The following is a 15,908-nucleotide window of genomic DNA, read 5'->3' on the forward strand; positions in this document are numbered from 1 at the left end:
GCCTGCAGGGCCGCCGTACGACGACCGTTCCGGCAATGGCAGCTGGCAGCCGCCTCTCTTGGCGCAGTTGGCAATTGACCACTTGGTCATGCGCCCGGTGGCTCGCAGCTCGTTCACTTCGCGGAGATTCCGCGTGCTCGTATCCTGGCCCGGCATGCAAGTTCCGTAGGTGCGCCGGGTTGTGAACCGGTGTGCGCGTCGGTGTGAGAGAGGTCGCACGGTGGGCCAGAGCCCGAGTCCCCAGCAGATACCGGTCGTCGTGCTCGCCGGGTTCCTGGGCTCCGGCAAGACGACCTTGCTCAACCACCTCCTGCACCGCAGCGCAGGCAGCCGTATCGGCGCCATCGTGAACGACTTCGGGGCCATCGAGATCGACGCCATGGCTGTGGCGGGGGCGCTGGGGGACTCCACCGTCTCCCTCGGCAACGGCTGCCTCTGCTGTGCCGTCGACGCCAGTGAGCTGGACGGCTACCTCGAACGGCTGGCCCGCCCCGGCACCGGTATCGACGTCATCGTCATCGAGGCCAGCGGACTCGCCGAGCCTCAGGAACTGGTGCGGATGGTGCTGGCCAGCGAGCATCCGGGCATCGTGTACGGCGGGCTCGTCGAGGTCGTCGACGCCGCGGAGTTCGACGGCACGCGCGCGAAGCATCCCGAGATCGACCGGCACCTCGCCCTCGCCGACCTCGTCGTGGTCAACAAGATCGACCGGGCGGCGGACGCCGAGCGCGTCCTCGCCCTCGTCCGCTCCCTCACCGACCGCGCCGCCGTCGTCCCGGCGACATACGGCCGTATCGACCCCGAGTTCCTCTTCGACTGCCGGCCCTCCCGGGAGCGCATCGGGCAGTTGTCCTTCGACGACCTGCACGATGATCACGGTGATCATGAGGGGCACGACCACGGCGGTCATCTGCACACCGCCTACGACAGCCTCTCCTTCGTCTCCGAAGTGCCGCTCGATCCGCGCCGGTTGATGGCGTTTCTCGATAGTCGGCCCGAGGGGCTGTACCGGATCAAGGGGTACGTCGACTTCGGGCCGCACGATCCGCGCAACCGGTATGCCGTGCACGCCGTCGGGCGGTTCCTCCGCTTCTACCCGGAGCCCTGGGGCCTGGACGGCGAACGCCTCACCCAGCTCGTCCTCATTGGCTCCGGCATCGACGCCCCCGCCCTCGACAAGGAACTCGCGGCGTGCAAGAGCGACACCCCACACGCCGATGAGCACGGCATGTGGGGCGTCCTGCGTTACGTACCGGATGTACCGGACGTACGGGATCCGGACCAGCCGGATCCCGAGGAGCCTCCGGCCTAGACCGGGCCCGCCACCGCCGCCACCGGCTTCGCCAGGGACACGCCCGAGCCGTCACGGCGCGGGTCCATCTCGGGCAGGGCGGTCGGCGAGCCGTTCTTCTGCGCGGCCCGGGCCGGAGCGGGGCCCGCCCAGGCGAAGGACAGGCAGTCCTCGCCCTTCAGGAACCGCTGGCAGCGCACCCCGCCGGTCGCGCGGCCCTTGCGCGGGTACTGGTCGAACGGGGTCAGCTTGGCGGTCGTCTGCACGGAGTCGTCCAGCGTGCCGCGCGAGCCCGCGACCGTGAACACGACCGCGTCCGCCGCCGGGTCCACCGCCGTGAAGGAGATGACCTTGGCGCCCTCGGTGAGCTTGACGCCCGCCATACCGCCCGCCGGGCGGCCCTGGGGGCGGACCTGCGAGGCCTGGTAGCGCAGCAGCTGCGCGTCGTCCGTGATGAAGACCAGGTCCTCCTCACCCGTGCGCAGCTCGACCGCGCCGATGATCCGGTCGCCCTCCTTGAGGGTGATGACCTCCAGCTCGTCCTTGTTGGCCGGGTAGTCGGGCACCACGCGCTTGACGACGCCCTGCTCAGTGCCCAGCGCGAGTCCCGGGGAGGACTCGTCGAGCGTGGCCAGGCAGACCACCGTCTCGTCGTCCTCCAGGGAGACGAACTCGGCGAGCGGCGCGCCCCCCGAGAGGTTCGGCGCCGACGTCGTCTCCGGGAGCTGCGGGAGGTCGATGACATTGATCCTCAGCAGTCGGCCCGCCGAGGTCACCGCTCCGACCTCGCCGCGGGCCGTGGCCGGCACCGCCGAGACGATCACGTCGTGCTTGGTGCGCTTGGCGGCGGCGTCCTCCGGGAACGGCTCGCCGTTCGCCGTACGGGCCAGCAGTCCCGTCGACGACAGCAGCACCCGGCACGGGTCGTCGGCCACCTGGAGCGGAACGGTGGCCACCGTAGCGGCTGCCGACTCCAGCAGGACCGTACGCCGCTCGGTGCCGAACTTCTTGGCCACCGCCGCCAGTTCGGAGGAGACCAGCTTGCGCAGCTCGGCGTCCGACTCCAGGATCCGGGTCAGCTCCGCGATCTCCGAGGTGAGCCGGTCCTTCTCGGCCTCCAGCTCGATGCGGTCGTACTTGGTCAGGCGGCGCAGCGGCGTGTCCAGGATGTACTGCGTCTGGACCTCGCTCAGCCCGAAGCGCTCCATCAGGCGCTCCTTGGCCTGCGCGGAGTTGTCGCTGGAGCGGATCAGGCGGATCACCTCGTCGATGTCCACCAGCGCCGTGAGCAGGCCCTCGACCAGGTGCAGGCGGTCGCGCCTCTTGCCGCGGCGGTATTCCGAGCGGCGGCGCACGACCTCGAAGCGGTGGTCGAGGTAGACCTCCAGGAGTTCCTTCAGGCCCAGGGTGAGGGGCTGGCCGTCGACCAGGGCGACGTTGTTGATGCCGAAGGACTCCTCCATCGGCGTCAGCTTGTAGAGCTGCTCCAGGACCGCCTCCGGCACGAAGCCGTTCTTGATCTCGATGACCAGGCGCAGCCCGTGCTCACGGTCCGTGAGGTCCTTGACGTCGGCGATGCCCTGCAGCTTCTTCGAACCGACCAGGTCCTTGATCTTGGCGATCACCTTCTCCGGGCCGACCGCGAAGGGCAGCTCGGTGACGACCAGGCCCTTGCGGCGCGCCGTCACGTCCTCCACGGACACCGTCGCCCGCATCTTGAACGTGCCGCGGCCCGTCTCGTACGCGTCGCGGATCCCGGAGAGGCCGACGACCCGGCCGCCGGTGGGCAGGTCGGGGCCCGGGACGTGCCGCATCAGGGCGTCGAGATCGGCGTTCGGGTGCTTGATCAGGTGGCGGGCGGCCGCGATCACCTCGCGCAGGTTGTGCGGCGGCATGTTCGTGGCCATGCCGACCGCGATCCCGGACGAGCCGTTGACCAGCAGGTTCGGGAAGGCGGCGGGCAGGGCCACCGGCTCCTGCTCCTGGCCGTCGTAGTTGGGCGCGAAATCGACCGTGTCCTCGTCGATCGACTCCGTCATCAGGCTCGTGGCCTCGGCCATCCGGCACTCGGTGTACCGCATGGCGGCGGGCGGGTCGTCGTTGCCCAGCGAGCCGAAGTTGCCGTGGCCGTCGACCAGGGGCACGCGCATGGAGAACGGCTGGGCCATGCGCACCAGGGCGTCGTAGATCGACGCGTCGCCGTGCGGGTGCAACTTACCCATGACCTCGCCGACCACGCGGGCGCACTTCACATAGCCGCGATCGGGGCGCACGCCCATCTCGTTCATCTGGTAGACGATGCGGCGGTGCACCGGCTTGAGACCGTCACGGGCGTCCGGCAGGGCTCGGGAGTAGATGACCGAGTACGCGTACTCGAGGAAGGAGCCCTGCATCTCGTCCACGACGTCGATGTCGAGGATCCGCTCCTCGTACGAGTCGTCGGGCGGCGGGGTCTTCGTGCTGCGGCGGGCCATCGCTGCCGGCTCCTCCTGTTTTCTGATCGTTCGCCCACGGGGCGCTCAGGTCCTGCGGCTCACTCTCGCTGAAGCGTGAACCACATCTGACGCGCACCATTGTGGACCGAGCCACTGACAACGCGGACCCTGGACCCGACGTCGGCCGCCCGGCCCCGCGCTGCCCCGCAGGCTACGCCCTCACGGCGGGCCGCCCGGATCTCGCTCTGGGCGGACGCGGTCCGGGAACTTCACACCAGGTCCGCACGCTTGCATACAGTGGCAGGACTGGCAGGAAATCCGCGGTTTGACGACCGCACCGCGATCGAAGGGACGTACATGCCCATGGGTCACACGGCCACAGCCGAGGCAGGCTCCGGCGGCCTGACAGCGACCGAGCACCGCCTGGAAAACGGCCTGCGCGTGGTGCTCTCCGAGGACCACCTGACCCCGGTCGCGGCGGTGTGCCTCTGGTACGACGTCGGCTCGCGGCACGAGGTCAAGGGACGTACCGGCCTGGCTCACCTTTTCGAGCACTTGATGTTCCAGGGCTCCGCCCAGGTCAAGGGCAACGGTCACTTCGAGCTGGTGCAGGGCGCGGGCGGCTCCCTCAACGGCACCACCAGCTTCGAGCGCACCAACTACTTCGAGACCATGCCCACCCACCAGCTGGAGCTCGCCCTCTGGCTGGAGGCCGACCGCATGGGCTCTCTCCTCGCGGCCCTGGACGACGAGTCCATGGAGAACCAGCGGGACGTCGTCAAGAACGAGCGCCGGCAGCGCTACGACAACGTCCCCTACGGGACCGCTTTCGAAAAGCTCACCGCCCTCGTCTACCCCGAGGGCCATCCCTACCACCACACGCCGATCGGCTCGATGGCCGACCTGGACGCGGCGACCCTGGAGGACGCGCGCGCGTTCTTCCGGACCTACTACGCGCCCAACAACGCCGTGCTGTCGGTCGTCGGCGACATCGACCCGGAGCAGACGCTCGCCTGGATCGAGAAGTACTTCGGCTCCATCGCCTCGCACGACGGCAAGCCCGCCCCGCGCGACGGCTCGCTGCCCGAGGTCATCGGCGGGCAGGTGCGCGAGATCGTCGAGGAGGAGGTCCCGGCGCGCGCCCTGATGGCCGCCTACCGGCTCCCGCACGACGGCACGCGCGCGTGCGACGCGGCCGACCTCGCGCTGACCATCCTCGGCGGCGGCGAGTCGTCCCGCCTGTACAACCGGCTCGTACGACGGGACCGTACGGCGGTCGCGGCCGGGTTCGGCCTGCTGCGGCTGGCCGGAGCGCCCTCCCTGGGGTGGCTGGACGTGAAGACGTCCGGGGACGTCGAGGTGCCGGTCATCGAGACCGCCATCGACGAGGAACTCGCCCGGTTCGCCGAGGAGGGCCCGACGGCCGAGGAAATGGAGCGCGCCCAGGCCCAGTTGGAGCGTGAGTGGCTGGACCGGCTCGGCACGGTCGCCGGCCGCGCCGACGAACTGTGCCGGTACGCTGTGCTGTTCGGCGACCCGAAGCTCGCCCTCAGCGCCGTCCAGCGCGTCCTCGAAGTGACGGCCGAGGAGGTCCAGGAGGTCGCCAAGGCCCGCCTGCGACCCGACAACCGCGCGGTGCTGGTCTACGAGCCGACCGCCCCCCAAGCCACCGACGACACCGACGGCGCGGAAGCCGCCGCCGCCGACGACACCGAGGAGGCGGCCCAGTGACCGAGCTCGCCACGATGAACTTCCACCCCCAGCCGCAGGCCGGCGAGGCCCGCCCCTGGGCGTTCCCGGCCCCCACGCGCGGGACGCTGGACAACGGCCTGACGGTGCTGCGCTGCCACCGCCCCGGCCAGCAGGTCGTCGCCGTCGAGGTGCTCCTGGGCGCGCCGCTGGACGCCGAGCCGGCCGGCCTCGACGGCGTCGCCACGATCATGGCGCGGGCCTTCTCCGAGGGCACCGACAAGCACTCCGCCGAGGAGTTCGCCGCCGAGCTGGAGCGCTGCGGCGCCACCCTCGACTCGCACGCCGACCACCCCGGCGTCCGGCTGAGCCTGGAGGTCCCGGTCTCCCGGCTGCCCAAGGCCCTCGGTCTGCTCGCCGACGCCCTCAGGGCGCCCGCGTTCGCCGACAGCGAGGTCGAGCGGCTGGTCCGCAACCGCCTCGACGAGATCCCGCACGAGCTGGCCAACCCCGCACGGCGGGCCGCCAAGGAGCTCTCCAAGGAGCTGTTCCCGGCGTCCTCGCGCATGTCGCGCCCGCGCCAGGGCACCGAGGACACGGTCGCGAAGATCGACTCCGCTGCCGTACGCGCCTTCTACGACCGGCACGTCCGCCCCGCCACGGCCACCGCCGTGGTCGTCGGCGACCTCACCGGCGTCGACCTCGACGCGCTGCTCGGCGACACCCTGGGCGGCTGGACCGGCTCCCCGGCGCAGCCGCGGCCCGTGCCGCCGGTGACCGGCGACGACACCGGCCGCGTGGTCATCGTGGACCGCCCCGGCGCCGTTCAGACCCAGCTGCTGATCGGCCGGGTCGGCCCCGACCGGCACGACCGCGTGTGGCCCGCCCAGGTGCTCGGTACGTACTGCCTGGGCGGCACCCTCACCTCCCGCCTGGACCGCGTGCTGCGCGAGGAGAAGGGCTACACCTACGGGGTGCGCGCGTTCGGCCAGGTGCTGCGCTCCGCTCCCGACGGCAGCGGCGCCTCGCTGCTCGCCATCAGCGGTTCCGTCGACACGCCGAACACCGGCCCCGCGCTTCAGGACCTCTGGACGGTGCTGCGCACGCTCGCCGGGGAGGGCCTCACGGACGCCGAGCGGGACGTCGCCGTGCAGAACCTCGTCGGTGTGGCGCCGCTGAAGTACGAGACCGCGGCGGCCGTGGCGGGCACCCTGGCCGACCAGGTCGAGCAGCACCTGCCCGACGACTACCAGGCGACGCTGTATCAGCAGCTCGCCGCGACCGGGACGGTGGAGGCCACCGCGGCGGCCGTGAGCGCCTTCCCGGTGGACCGTCTGGTGACGGTGCTCGTCGGTGACGCGGCGCAGATCAAGGCACCCGTGGAGGCCCTCGGCATCGGCGAAGTCACCGTCGTGGCGGCCGAGTAGAGGCCGCCGGACGGCACGCGCGCGTAGGGGCCCTGGTGACGGATCCGTCACCAGGGCCCCTTTATGTCCCAATTGGGGGAGAGGTTGCCTGTCTGCCCTGTGGGATGCGCTACAAACGCCCAGTTGCGTTTGGGGATTGAAAGATGTCCCGCTTAGCGTCATCCGGGCTGTCCGTCAGGCAGTGCGCCGCATCCGCGGCACCGGACAGTCATCGCCGAGTCCCCGTACGGCGCGAGCCAGGGGAGCCGGGGACCCAACCATGCAGTCCCTGGGGTGAATCGGACGCCCGCGCCCAGCGAGGGAGTCCGTAGGAGACCTTCCTGCTCCGAACCCGTCAGCTAACCCGGTAGGCGAGAGGGAAGGAAAGGACCAGCCACCACATGGCGTTCACGCGCGCCACCGGGAAGCATCGTCGTCCCAGCCGGATGAAGCGCACCGCCGCCCACGCGACGGGCGTCGCGGCGCTCACCACCACCGGAGTCATCGGCACCCTGGCCGCTCCCGCGCTCGCCGCCGAGCCCGCGGCCGAGCAGACCGGCCTGCTCCCGGTCATCACCATCGGCGACTCGGTCGCCGAGCAGATAGACGCCCAGGCCGCCGCCCAGGAGCAGGCCGCCGCGGAGGCCGCCGCCGAGAAGAAGGCCGAGGCCGCCGCCAAGAAGCGCGCGGAGGAACGGGCCAAGGAGGCACGGGAGGCCAAGGAGCGCGCCGCCCGCGAGGCCGAGCGCAAGCGCCTCAACACCTACGTGCCGCCGATCAGCGGCTCCTACGTCTCCACCGGCTACCAGGCCGGCGGCTCCCTGTGGTCCTCCGGCAGCCACACCGGTGTCGACTTCCACGCCGCGAGCGGCACGCCCGTGCACGCGGTCGGCTCCGGCACCGTGGTCGAGGCCGGCTGGGGTGGGGCGTACGGCAATCAAGTCGTGATCAGGATGAACGATGGTACGTACACCCAGTACGGTCACCTGTCGTCCATCGGGGTCTCGGTGGGCCAGACGGTCGCCCCGGGGCAGCAGATCGCCCTGTCCGGCGCCACCGGCAACGTCACCGGAGCGCATCTGCACTTCGAGGCCCGGACGACCGCCGAGTACGGTTCGGACATCGACCCGGTCGCCTACCTCCGCTCGCACGGCGTCACCATCTGACAGCGCACACCCCCGCGGCCCCGGCTTCCCGAGCCGGGGCTTTCGGCGTGTCGTACGCCTGCTTGTCCAAAAAATATCCATGGATTCCGACCCGCCATCGGAAATTCCGGCTCATTGCAATAGAGTCACGGAACACACGTCAATCGTCGACGTTTCACGGGGATTAAGGCGGAGGTCGGTCATGCGTATTCCGGCACATTCGGTGTGCACGGCGATCCGGGACGACATCGTCGCGGGTGTCTACGAGCGTGGCGGCCGGCTCACCGAGGAACTCCTCGCGCGCCGCTACGGCGTCTCGCGCGTCCCCGTCCGGGAGGCCCTGCGCACGCTGGAGGCGGAGGGCTTCGTGGTGACCCGGCGGCACGCGGGCGCGTGCGTGGCGGAACCGACCGAGCAGGAGGCCGCCGACCTGCTGGAGATGCGCATGCTGCTGGAGCCGCTCGGCGCCTCCCGGGCCGCCCAGCGGCGCACCGAGGCCCATCTGAAGGTGCTGCGCGGCCTGGTCCGGCTGGGCCAGGAGCGGGCCAGGCGGGGCAACAGCGAGGACCTGCGCTCCCTGGGCGGCTGGTTCCACGAGACGCTCGCCCAGGCCTCCGGCAGTCCCGCCCTGATCGCGATGCTGACCCAGTTGCGGCACAAGATCGCCTGGATGTACGCCGTGGAGGCGCCCGTCAGCCCCGTGGAGTCCTGGACGGAGCACGGCGCGATCGTGGACGCGGTGGCGCGCGGCGACAGCGAGCGCGCGCGGGCCATCACGGCGCTGCACACCGAGCGCGCGACCGGCGCGCACCGGCTCCGTTTTTCCGGCAATGGCGACCGCGCGGACCGTGTGAGGACTTCGCAACAAGCCGTAAACATGTCGGGCCTGCGGCATTAACACGAGCACCGTATACAAAGAAGAGATATTCGGCGGCGGTGTATTTCCGCTGCCCTTTTTCGGTGTGTCCCGAATTCCCGCGACCCCGGCCGTGAAAAAGCGGCCGAGGGCTCCGGAAAAAACGGCTAAGCCGCGCCGCCCGGAAAGGGCGACGCGGCCTCAGATGTGCCTGGCGCGCGCTCAGACGGTCTCGGGGAGCTCCTCGAGGCCCTCGGCGACCAGCTTGGCCAGACGGTCGAGCGCGGCGTCGGCGCCCTCGGCGTCGGAGGCCAGGACGATCTCCTCGCCACCCTGGGCGCCCAGACCCAGGACGGCCAGCATGGATGCCGCGTTGACGGGGTTGCCGCCCGCCTTGGCGATCGTCACCGGGACGCCTGCGGCCGTGGCGGCTCGGACGAAGATGGAGGCGGGGCGGGCGTGGAGGCCCTCGGCCCAGCCGACGTTGACGCGGCGCTCAGCCATGTGATGCTGCCCTTCAGGTGTTCAGGGTTGTCTAGACCAGTTTCCCATATCGTGAAGCACGTCCCGACGGGTCCTGTGTCCCGTCCGGAGGTGGCACCGGACCGCGGCCTCGGTCCGGCGTTCGTCCTTCCACAGACTGCCTCGCGCCGTTGTCGGACGCGAGCCGTACTCTGGGCCCCATGCAGAGCTCGTCGGACCGGCACGAGTACCCCGCCCACTGGGAAGCCGACGTGGTGCTGCGCGACGGCGGCACCGCGCGCATCCGCCCCATCACCGTTGACGACGCAGACCGCCTGGTCAGCTTCTACGAGCAGGTCTCGGACGAGTCGAAGTACTACCGCTTCTTCGCGCCCTACCCGCGCCTGTCCGCCAAGGACGTCCACCGCTTCACGCACCACGACTTTGTGGACCGGGTGGGACTCGCGGCCACGATCGGCGGCGAGTTCATCGCCACCGTACGCTATGACCGCATCGGCATCGACGGGCTGCCCGCGTCCGCGCCCGCCGACGAGGCCGAGGTCGCCTTCCTGGTGCAGGACGCCCACCAAGGGCGCGGTGTCGCCTCCGCCCTGCTGGAGCACATCGCCGCCGTCGCCCGCGAGCGCGGCATCCGCCGCTTCGCCGCCGAGGTGCTGCCCGCCAACACCAAGATGATCAAGGTGTTCACGGACGCCGGATACACCCAGAAGCGCAGCTTCGAGGACGGTGTCGTACGCCTGGAGTTCGACCTCGAACCCACCGACCGCTCGCTCGCGGTGCAACACGCGCGCGAGCAGCGCGCCGAGGCCAGGTCGGTACGGCGGCTGCTGGTCCCCGGCTCGATCGCCGTCGTCGGCGCGGGGCGCTCGCCAGGGGGCGTGGGCCGGAGCGTGCTCGGCAACATCCTGGAGGCCGGCTTCACCGGCCGTCTCCACGCCGTGAACAGGGCGCTCCCCGAGGGACAGCGGGAACTCGGCGGGGTGCCGGCGTACCGGTCGGTGCGCGACATCGACGGGCCCGTCGACCTCGCGGTCGTGGCGGTGCCCGCAGAGCACGTGCCCGAGGTGGTCACCGAGTGCGGGGAGCACGGGGTGCAGGGGCTCGTGGTGCTCTCCGCCGGGTACGCCGAGAGCGGGCCCGAGGGGCGCGAGCGCCAGCGTGAACTCGTGCGGCACGCACGCGCGTACGGCATGCGGATCATCGGGCCCAACGCCTTCGGGATCATCAACACCTCCCCGGAGGTGCGGCTCAACGCCTCACTGGCCCCTCAGATGCCGCGTCCCGGGCGGATCGGGCTGTTCGCGCAGTCCGGGGCCATCGGCATCGCGCTGCTGTCCCGGCTGCACCGTCGCGGCGGCGGGGTCACCGGCGTCACGGGCGTGTCGACGTTCGTCTCGTCCGGCAACCGCGCGGACGTCTCCGGCAACGACGTAATCCAGTACTGGTACGACGATCCGGACACCGACGTCGTCCTGATGTACCTGGAGTCCATCGGCAACCCGCGCAAGTTCACCCGCCTCGCCCGGCGGACCGCGGCGGCGAAGCCGCTGGTCGTGGTGCAGGGCGCACGCCATGGAGGCGCCGCACCGCAGGGACATGCCGTACGGGCGACGCGGCTGCCGCACGCCACGGTGTCCGCGCTGCTGCGGCAGGCCGGGGTGATCAGGGTGGACACGATCACCGAGCTGGTGGACGCCGGGCTGCTGCTCGCGCGCCAACCGCTGCCGGACGGGCCGCGCGTGGCGATCCTCGGGAACTCCGAGTCGCTGGGACTGCTGACGTACGACGCCTGTCTGGCCGAGGGCTTGCGGCCGCAGCCTCCGCTGGACCTCACGACGGCCGCTTCACCGGAGGACTTCCGGGAGGCGCTCGCGCGGGCGCTGGCCGACGAGACGTGTGACGCCGTCGTGGTGACCGCGATACCGGTGGTGGGGGAGGGATCGGCGGGGGACGCGGCGCTGGCGGAGGCCCTGAGGTCGGCCGCGGCGGCGGTTCCCGCCAAGCCGGTGCTGGTGGTGCATGTGGAGCTGGGCGGGCTCGCGGACGCGCTGTCCGTCGCGGCGAGCACCGCACCACAGGCCGGTCCGAGAGTGAGACCGGCCCCCGAATCGGAAGTGCGCACGGCCCCCGAGCCGCCCCCCGCCGGCTTGCACCTCATCCCCGCCTACCCCGCCGCCGAACGCGCCGTCCGTGCCCTCGCCGAAGCCGTCAAGTACGCGCAGTGGCGGCGTGAGGCCGCCGACCCCGGGAAGGTGCCCGAGTACGACGACATCGACGAGAAGGGCGCCGCGCAGCTGATCGGCGGGCTGCTCGCGCGCGGGCAGGGCCTCACGCTCGGCACCGAGGAGACCTGCGAGCTGCTGGGCCGCTACGGCATCCACGTCCACCGCGCCCTGCCCGCCCCGACCCCCGACGACGCCGCGAAAGCCGCCCGCACCCTCGGCTACCCCGTCGCCCTCAAGGCCACCGCCCCGCACCTGCGCCACCGCGCCGACCTCGGCGGCGTACGGCTCGACCTCGCGGACGAGGAGCAACTGCGGCGGGCGTTCACCGAGTTGACGGAGCTGTTCGGCAAGCCCGAGGAGCTGAGGCCGGTCGTGCAGCGGATGGCCCCGCGCGGGGTGGACACCGTCGTACGGGCCGTGATCGACCCGGCCGCCGGAGCGGTGCTCTCCTTCGGGCTCGCCGGAGCCGCCTCCCAGCTGCTCGGCGACACCGCGCACCGGCTGATCCCGGTCACCGACCGCGAGGCGACCTCGCTGATCCGGTCGATCCGGACCTCGCCGCTCCTGTTCGGCTGGCGCGGCTCCACACCCGTCGACACACCCGCCCTCGAACAACTGCTCCTGCGCGTGTCCCGCCTCGTCGACGACCACCCGGAGGTGGTCGCGGTCACCCTGGAGCCGGTCGTCGTCGCCCCCCACGGCCTGAGCGTTCTCGGCGCCTCCGTCCGCCTGGCCCCGCCCCCCGTCCGCGACGACCTGGGCCCACGGACGCTTCCGACGTACTGACCCCGGGCCCGGACCGCCTGAGCGGTGCCTCGCAGTCAGTGGGCCCCCGTAGGATGGACGGCATGGCCAAGACCAGTACGACGACCCAGGGGCTGCGTGCGGCGATCGAGCGCAGCGGCTACTACCCGGCCCTCGTGGCCGAGGCGGTGGAGGCCGCTGTGGGCGGCGAGCCCATCCAGTCGTACCTGGTCCACCAAGAGACGACGTTCGACCAGAACGAGGTGCGGCGGCACGTGACCGTGCTCGTCCTCACCGACCACCGCTTCATCGTCAGCCACACCGACGAGCAGGCCGCCGACAGCACCTCCCCGACGCCGTACGCCACGACGTCCACGGAGTCGGTGAAGCTGGACCGGGTCTCCTCGGTCGTGGTCAGCCGGGTGGTCGCCAACCCGGAGTCGTACACGCCGGGCACCCTCCCGCGCGAGGTCGTGCTGACCATCGGCTGGGGTGCCGTCTCCCGTATCGACCTGGAGCCGGCCGCCTGCGGCGACCCCAACTGCGAGGCCGACCACGGCTATACGGGCAGCTCGACGGCCGACGACCTCAGCCTGCGTGTCAGCGAGGCCGGGGACGGCCCGGAGACGGTCCGCCAGGCGCTCGCCTTCGCGCAGGCCATCTCCGAGGCGACCGCGGACCCCGCACGCTGATGGCCCAGCCCGCCCACGCCTGGGCCGACCACCCCGAGCCCCTCGCCGTCGACTCCGCCCCCTGCCCCGAGTACGGCACGGGCTCGCTCGCCGACCTGCTGCCCACGCTGGCCGCGGGCATGGGCGTACCCGGCATGCCCGCCGCGATCACCGAGCTGACCCCCGCCGACCGGGTCTGCGTGTTCCTGATCGACGGGCTCGGCTGGGAGCAGCTGAGGGCGCACCCCGAGGAAGCGCCCTTCATGACCTCGCTCCTCGCCACCTCACGCGGCGGCACGGGCCGCCCCCTCACCGCCGGCTACCCGGCGACCACCGCGACCTCCCTCGCCTCCGTCGGCACCGGCCTCCCGCCGGGCGCGCACGGCCTGCCGGGCTACACCGTGCGCAACCCGGCCACCGGCGAGCTGATGAACCAGCTGCGCTGGCAGCCGTGGTCCGAGCCGCGCACCTGGCAGCCGTACCCCACGGTCTTCGAGCTGGCCGACCGCGCCGGGGTGCACGCCGCCCAGGTCTCGTCGCCCGCCTTCCAGCACACCCCGCTGACGAAGGTCGCGCTCAGCGGTGGAGCGTTCCACGGGCGGCTGACTGGCGAGGAGCGCATGGACTTCGCCGCCGAGCAGCTCGCCGCCGGGGACCGCAGCCTCGTCTACACGTACTACGCCGAACTCGACGGCGCCGGGCACCGCTTCGGCCTCGCCTCCGACACCTGGGTCGGCCAGCTCATGTACGTCGACCGCCTGGTCCAGCGGCTGGCCGAACAACTGCCGCCGCGCAGCGCGCTCTACGTCACCGCCGACCACGGCATGGTCGACGTGCCCTTCGACGAACAGCACCGCATCGACTTCGACGAGGACTGGGAGCTGCGCGCGGGCGTCGCCCTGCTGGGCGGCGAGGGCCGCGCACGGCACGTGTACGCGGTGCCGGGCGCCGAGGACGACGTACTGACCTGCTGGCGCGAGGTGCTCGGCGAGCAGTTCTGGGTGGCCTCGCGGGACGAGGCGATCGCGGCGGGCTGGTTCGGCCCGCAGATCGACGAGCGGGTGTACGCGCGCATCGGCGACGTGGTCGCGGCCGCGTGTGACGACGTCCTGCTCATCGCCTCGGAGCGGGAGCCGAAGGAGTCGTCGATGGTCGGCAACCACGGCTCGATGACCCCTGCCGAGCAGCTGGTCCCGCTGCTCGAAGTACGCTCCTGACACCCGCCCCCCGTGATCCTTCGCCGAAAGGTGCTCAACTTCCCATGTCCGAGCTGGTGTTCTTCTGCGGAACGATGGACTGCGGGAAGTCGACGCTGGCTCTCCAGATCGAGCACAACCGCTCCGCGCGCGGGCTGCAGGGCATGATCTTCACCCGCGACGACCGCGCCGGCGAGGGCAAGCTGTCCTCCCGGCTCGGCCTGGTGACGGACGCGGTGGAGGTCACCGACGGCATGGACCTGTACGCGTACCTCGTCGAACATCTCTCGCAGGGCGGGCGCGCGGACTATGTGATCGCGGACGAGGCGCAGTTCCTGGCGCCGGAGCAGATAGACCAACTCGCGCGCGTGGTCGACGATCTGGGCCTGGACGTCTACGCCTTCGGCATCACGACCGACTTCCGCACCAAGCTCTTCCCCGGCTCCCAGCGGCTGGTGGAGCTGGCCGACCGGGTCGAGGTGCTCCAGGTGGAGGCCCTGTGCTGGTGCGGGGCGCGGGCCACGCACAACGCCCGTACGGTTGGCGGCCAGATGGTCGTCGAGGGCGCGCAGGTGGTCGTCGGCGACGTCAACCAGGCGGACACCGTCGGGTACGAGGTGCTGTGTCGGCGGCATCACCGGCGCCGTATGACGGCCGCTTCGGCGCACGCGGCGGCACTGTCGCCGGACGTGCTACCGGTGTCACCTGCCTGAGCGGTCAGCGCCGGTCCGTCTGAATCAGTCGGTCTGTCTGAATCAGGCAGAAGCGCGCGCCCTCGGGGTCGGCCACTGTGGCCACGCGCCCGTGTGCGCTGTCGTGCGCCGGTTTGAGGACATGTCCGCCCAGGTCGACGACATGGTCCAGCGCCTCATCCGTGTCGGCGACTTCGAAGTACGTGAGCCAGTGCGGGCCCCGGTCGCGGGGCAGCGACGTGCCCACGCCGTGCAGGCCGGCGACCGGGCGGCCGTCGAGGTGCAGGGTGAGGTAGTCGATGTCGGCGGAGACGACGGGCTCCTCCTCGTAGCCGAAGACGGTCCCGTAGAACTTGGCGACGCTCTCCGACTCGAAGGTGAGGAGTTCGTGCCAGGCCGGTGTCCCGGGCACCCCGGCGATGCCGGTGCCACGGTGGGCCGCGGCCTGCCAGACGCCGAAGACGGCGCCGGAGGGGTCCGAGCAGATGGCGAGGCGCCCGGCCTCCTCCGCGTCGAGCGGGCCCACGCCGACCGTGCCGCCGCACAGGCGGATCGTCTCTGCGGTCCGGCCGACGTCGTCGGAGGCCAGGTACGGCGTCCAGGCGATGGGGAGATGCCGGTCCGGGGGCAGCCGGCCGATGCCCGCCACCTCGCGGCCGTCGAGCAGGGCCCGCACATAGGGGCCGAGCTGCTGAGGGCCGGGGCGGAACTCCCAACCGAACAGGGTCCCGTAGAACTCCTGGGTCGCGGCCAGGCCGTGCACCATCAGGCTCACCCAGCAGGGTGTGCCGGTCGCGTACCGGGCGTGCCCTTCGCCGTTGCGGCCTGCCGACCCCCGTGCCTCGGTCATCGTCACTCTCTCCTCGGCCCCTCGCGGTGGCCGCGTCGATTCCGCTCTCGAACCCCCGTGCCGATGCTCGCACCACCCTCATGGTCCCGCCGTCCGGGCGCGCCGCCGCATTCCGCTCCGCGCCCGGCAGTTGCCCGATCTGCGGTTTCCTGCCCGTTTCGCGGCGATTGCTCTCGGGTGTCGATCGGCTCTACAGCATGTGCCCGATCCCGTACGCCTGGTGAT

At 71.6% G+C, this 15,908-nt stretch carries 12 protein-coding genes and 1 riboswitch; of the genes, 9 read left to right on the top strand and 3 right to left on the bottom strand.

Going from position 1 to position 15,908, the window contains the following annotated elements; translation table 11 throughout:
* Positions 1–220 precede the first annotated feature (220 nt).
* Positions 221–1,312, top strand: coding sequence for a CobW family GTP-binding protein (locus SSP24_RS29955; protein ID WP_141313059.1), 1,092 nt, complete (start codon positions 221–223; stop codon positions 1,310–1,312).
* Here the strand turns inward: SSP24_RS29955 and SSP24_RS29960 are convergent.
* Positions 1,309–3,765 carry a DNA gyrase/topoisomerase IV subunit A gene (locus tag SSP24_RS29960; protein ID WP_141313061.1) on the bottom strand — a complete coding sequence of 819 codons (2,457 nt, stop codon included), beginning with the start codon at positions 3,763–3,765 and terminating at the stop codon, positions 1,309–1,311. The genes SSP24_RS29955 and SSP24_RS29960 overlap by 4 nt on opposite strands.
* 318 nt (positions 3,766–4,083) lie before the next feature.
* On the opposite strand from SSP24_RS29960, the gene SSP24_RS29965 reads away from it, so the two are divergent.
* The 4 genes from SSP24_RS29965 (at position 4,084) to SSP24_RS29980 (ending at position 8,864) form a co-directional block, all read left to right on the top strand.
* Entirely contained in the window at positions 4,084–5,457 is a 1,374-nt protein-coding gene (locus SSP24_RS29965; RefSeq protein WP_141313063.1) for a M16 family metallopeptidase, read from the top strand.
* Positions 5,454–6,842 carry a M16 family metallopeptidase gene (locus SSP24_RS29970; RefSeq protein WP_141313065.1) on the top strand — a complete coding sequence of 463 codons (1,389 nt, stop codon included), beginning with the start codon at positions 5,454–5,456 and terminating at the stop codon, positions 6,840–6,842. Before SSP24_RS29965 ends, SSP24_RS29970 begins: the two co-directional genes overlap by 4 nt.
* Positions 6,843–7,044: 202 nt before the next feature.
* Positions 7,045–7,210: riboswitch (cyclic di-AMP (ydaO/yuaA leader) on the top strand.
* 12 nt (positions 7,211–7,222) lie between these two features.
* Positions 7,223–7,987 (top strand): M23 family metallopeptidase, encoded by a 765-nt coding sequence (locus SSP24_RS29975; protein WP_141313067.1) that lies wholly within the window; start codon positions 7,223–7,225, stop codon positions 7,985–7,987.
* Positions 7,988–8,168: 181 nt separating this feature from the next.
* Positions 8,169–8,864, top strand: coding sequence for a GntR family transcriptional regulator (locus SSP24_RS29980; RefSeq protein ID WP_141313069.1), 696 nt, complete (start codon positions 8,169–8,171; stop codon positions 8,862–8,864).
* A gap of 180 nt (positions 8,865–9,044) precedes the next feature.
* Here SSP24_RS29980 and SSP24_RS29985 read toward each other — a convergent pair whose 3' ends face one another.
* Positions 9,045–9,326 (bottom strand): HPr family phosphocarrier protein, encoded by a 282-nt coding sequence (locus SSP24_RS29985; protein ID WP_030563197.1) that lies wholly within the window; start codon positions 9,324–9,326, stop codon positions 9,045–9,047.
* 179 nt (positions 9,327–9,505) lie between these two features.
* On the opposite strand from SSP24_RS29985, the gene SSP24_RS29995 reads away from it, so the two are divergent.
* Genes SSP24_RS29995 through SSP24_RS30010 form a run of 4 tightly spaced genes read left to right on the top strand, consistent with a single transcriptional unit; the run spans position 9,506 to position 14,854 of the window.
* Positions 9,506–12,316, top strand: coding sequence for a bifunctional acetate--CoA ligase family protein/GNAT family N-acetyltransferase (locus SSP24_RS29995; protein WP_141313071.1), 2,811 nt, complete (start codon positions 9,506–9,508; stop codon positions 12,314–12,316).
* 53 nt (positions 12,317–12,369) lie between these two features.
* Positions 12,370–12,966, top strand: a complete 597-nt coding sequence (locus SSP24_RS30000) for a DUF5998 family protein (protein ID WP_141313105.1) — start codon at positions 12,370–12,372, stop codon at positions 12,964–12,966.
* A complete protein-coding gene (locus SSP24_RS30005) occupies positions 12,966–14,162 on the top strand; it encodes an alkaline phosphatase family protein (RefSeq protein ID WP_141313073.1) in 1,197 nt (398 codons plus the stop codon). Before SSP24_RS30000 ends, SSP24_RS30005 begins: the two co-directional genes overlap by 1 nt.
* A 44-nt stretch (positions 14,163–14,206) precedes the next feature.
* Positions 14,207–14,854 carry a thymidine kinase gene (locus SSP24_RS30010; protein ID WP_141313075.1) on the top strand — a complete coding sequence of 216 codons (648 nt, stop codon included), beginning with the start codon at positions 14,207–14,209 and terminating at the stop codon, positions 14,852–14,854.
* A 4-nt stretch (positions 14,855–14,858) separates the two neighbouring features.
* Here SSP24_RS30010 and SSP24_RS30015 read toward each other — a convergent pair whose 3' ends face one another.
* Positions 14,859–15,683: a VOC family protein gene (locus tag SSP24_RS30015; protein WP_141313077.1), complete on the bottom strand. Its 825-nt coding sequence runs from the start codon at positions 15,681–15,683 to the stop codon at positions 14,859–14,861.
* Positions 15,684–15,908: the final 225 nt, after the last annotated feature.

It is taken from the genome of Streptomyces spinoverrucosus (assembly GCF_006539505.1).
Classification (GTDB): Bacteria; Actinomycetota; Actinomycetes; order Streptomycetales; family Streptomycetaceae; genus Streptomyces; species Streptomyces spinoverrucosus.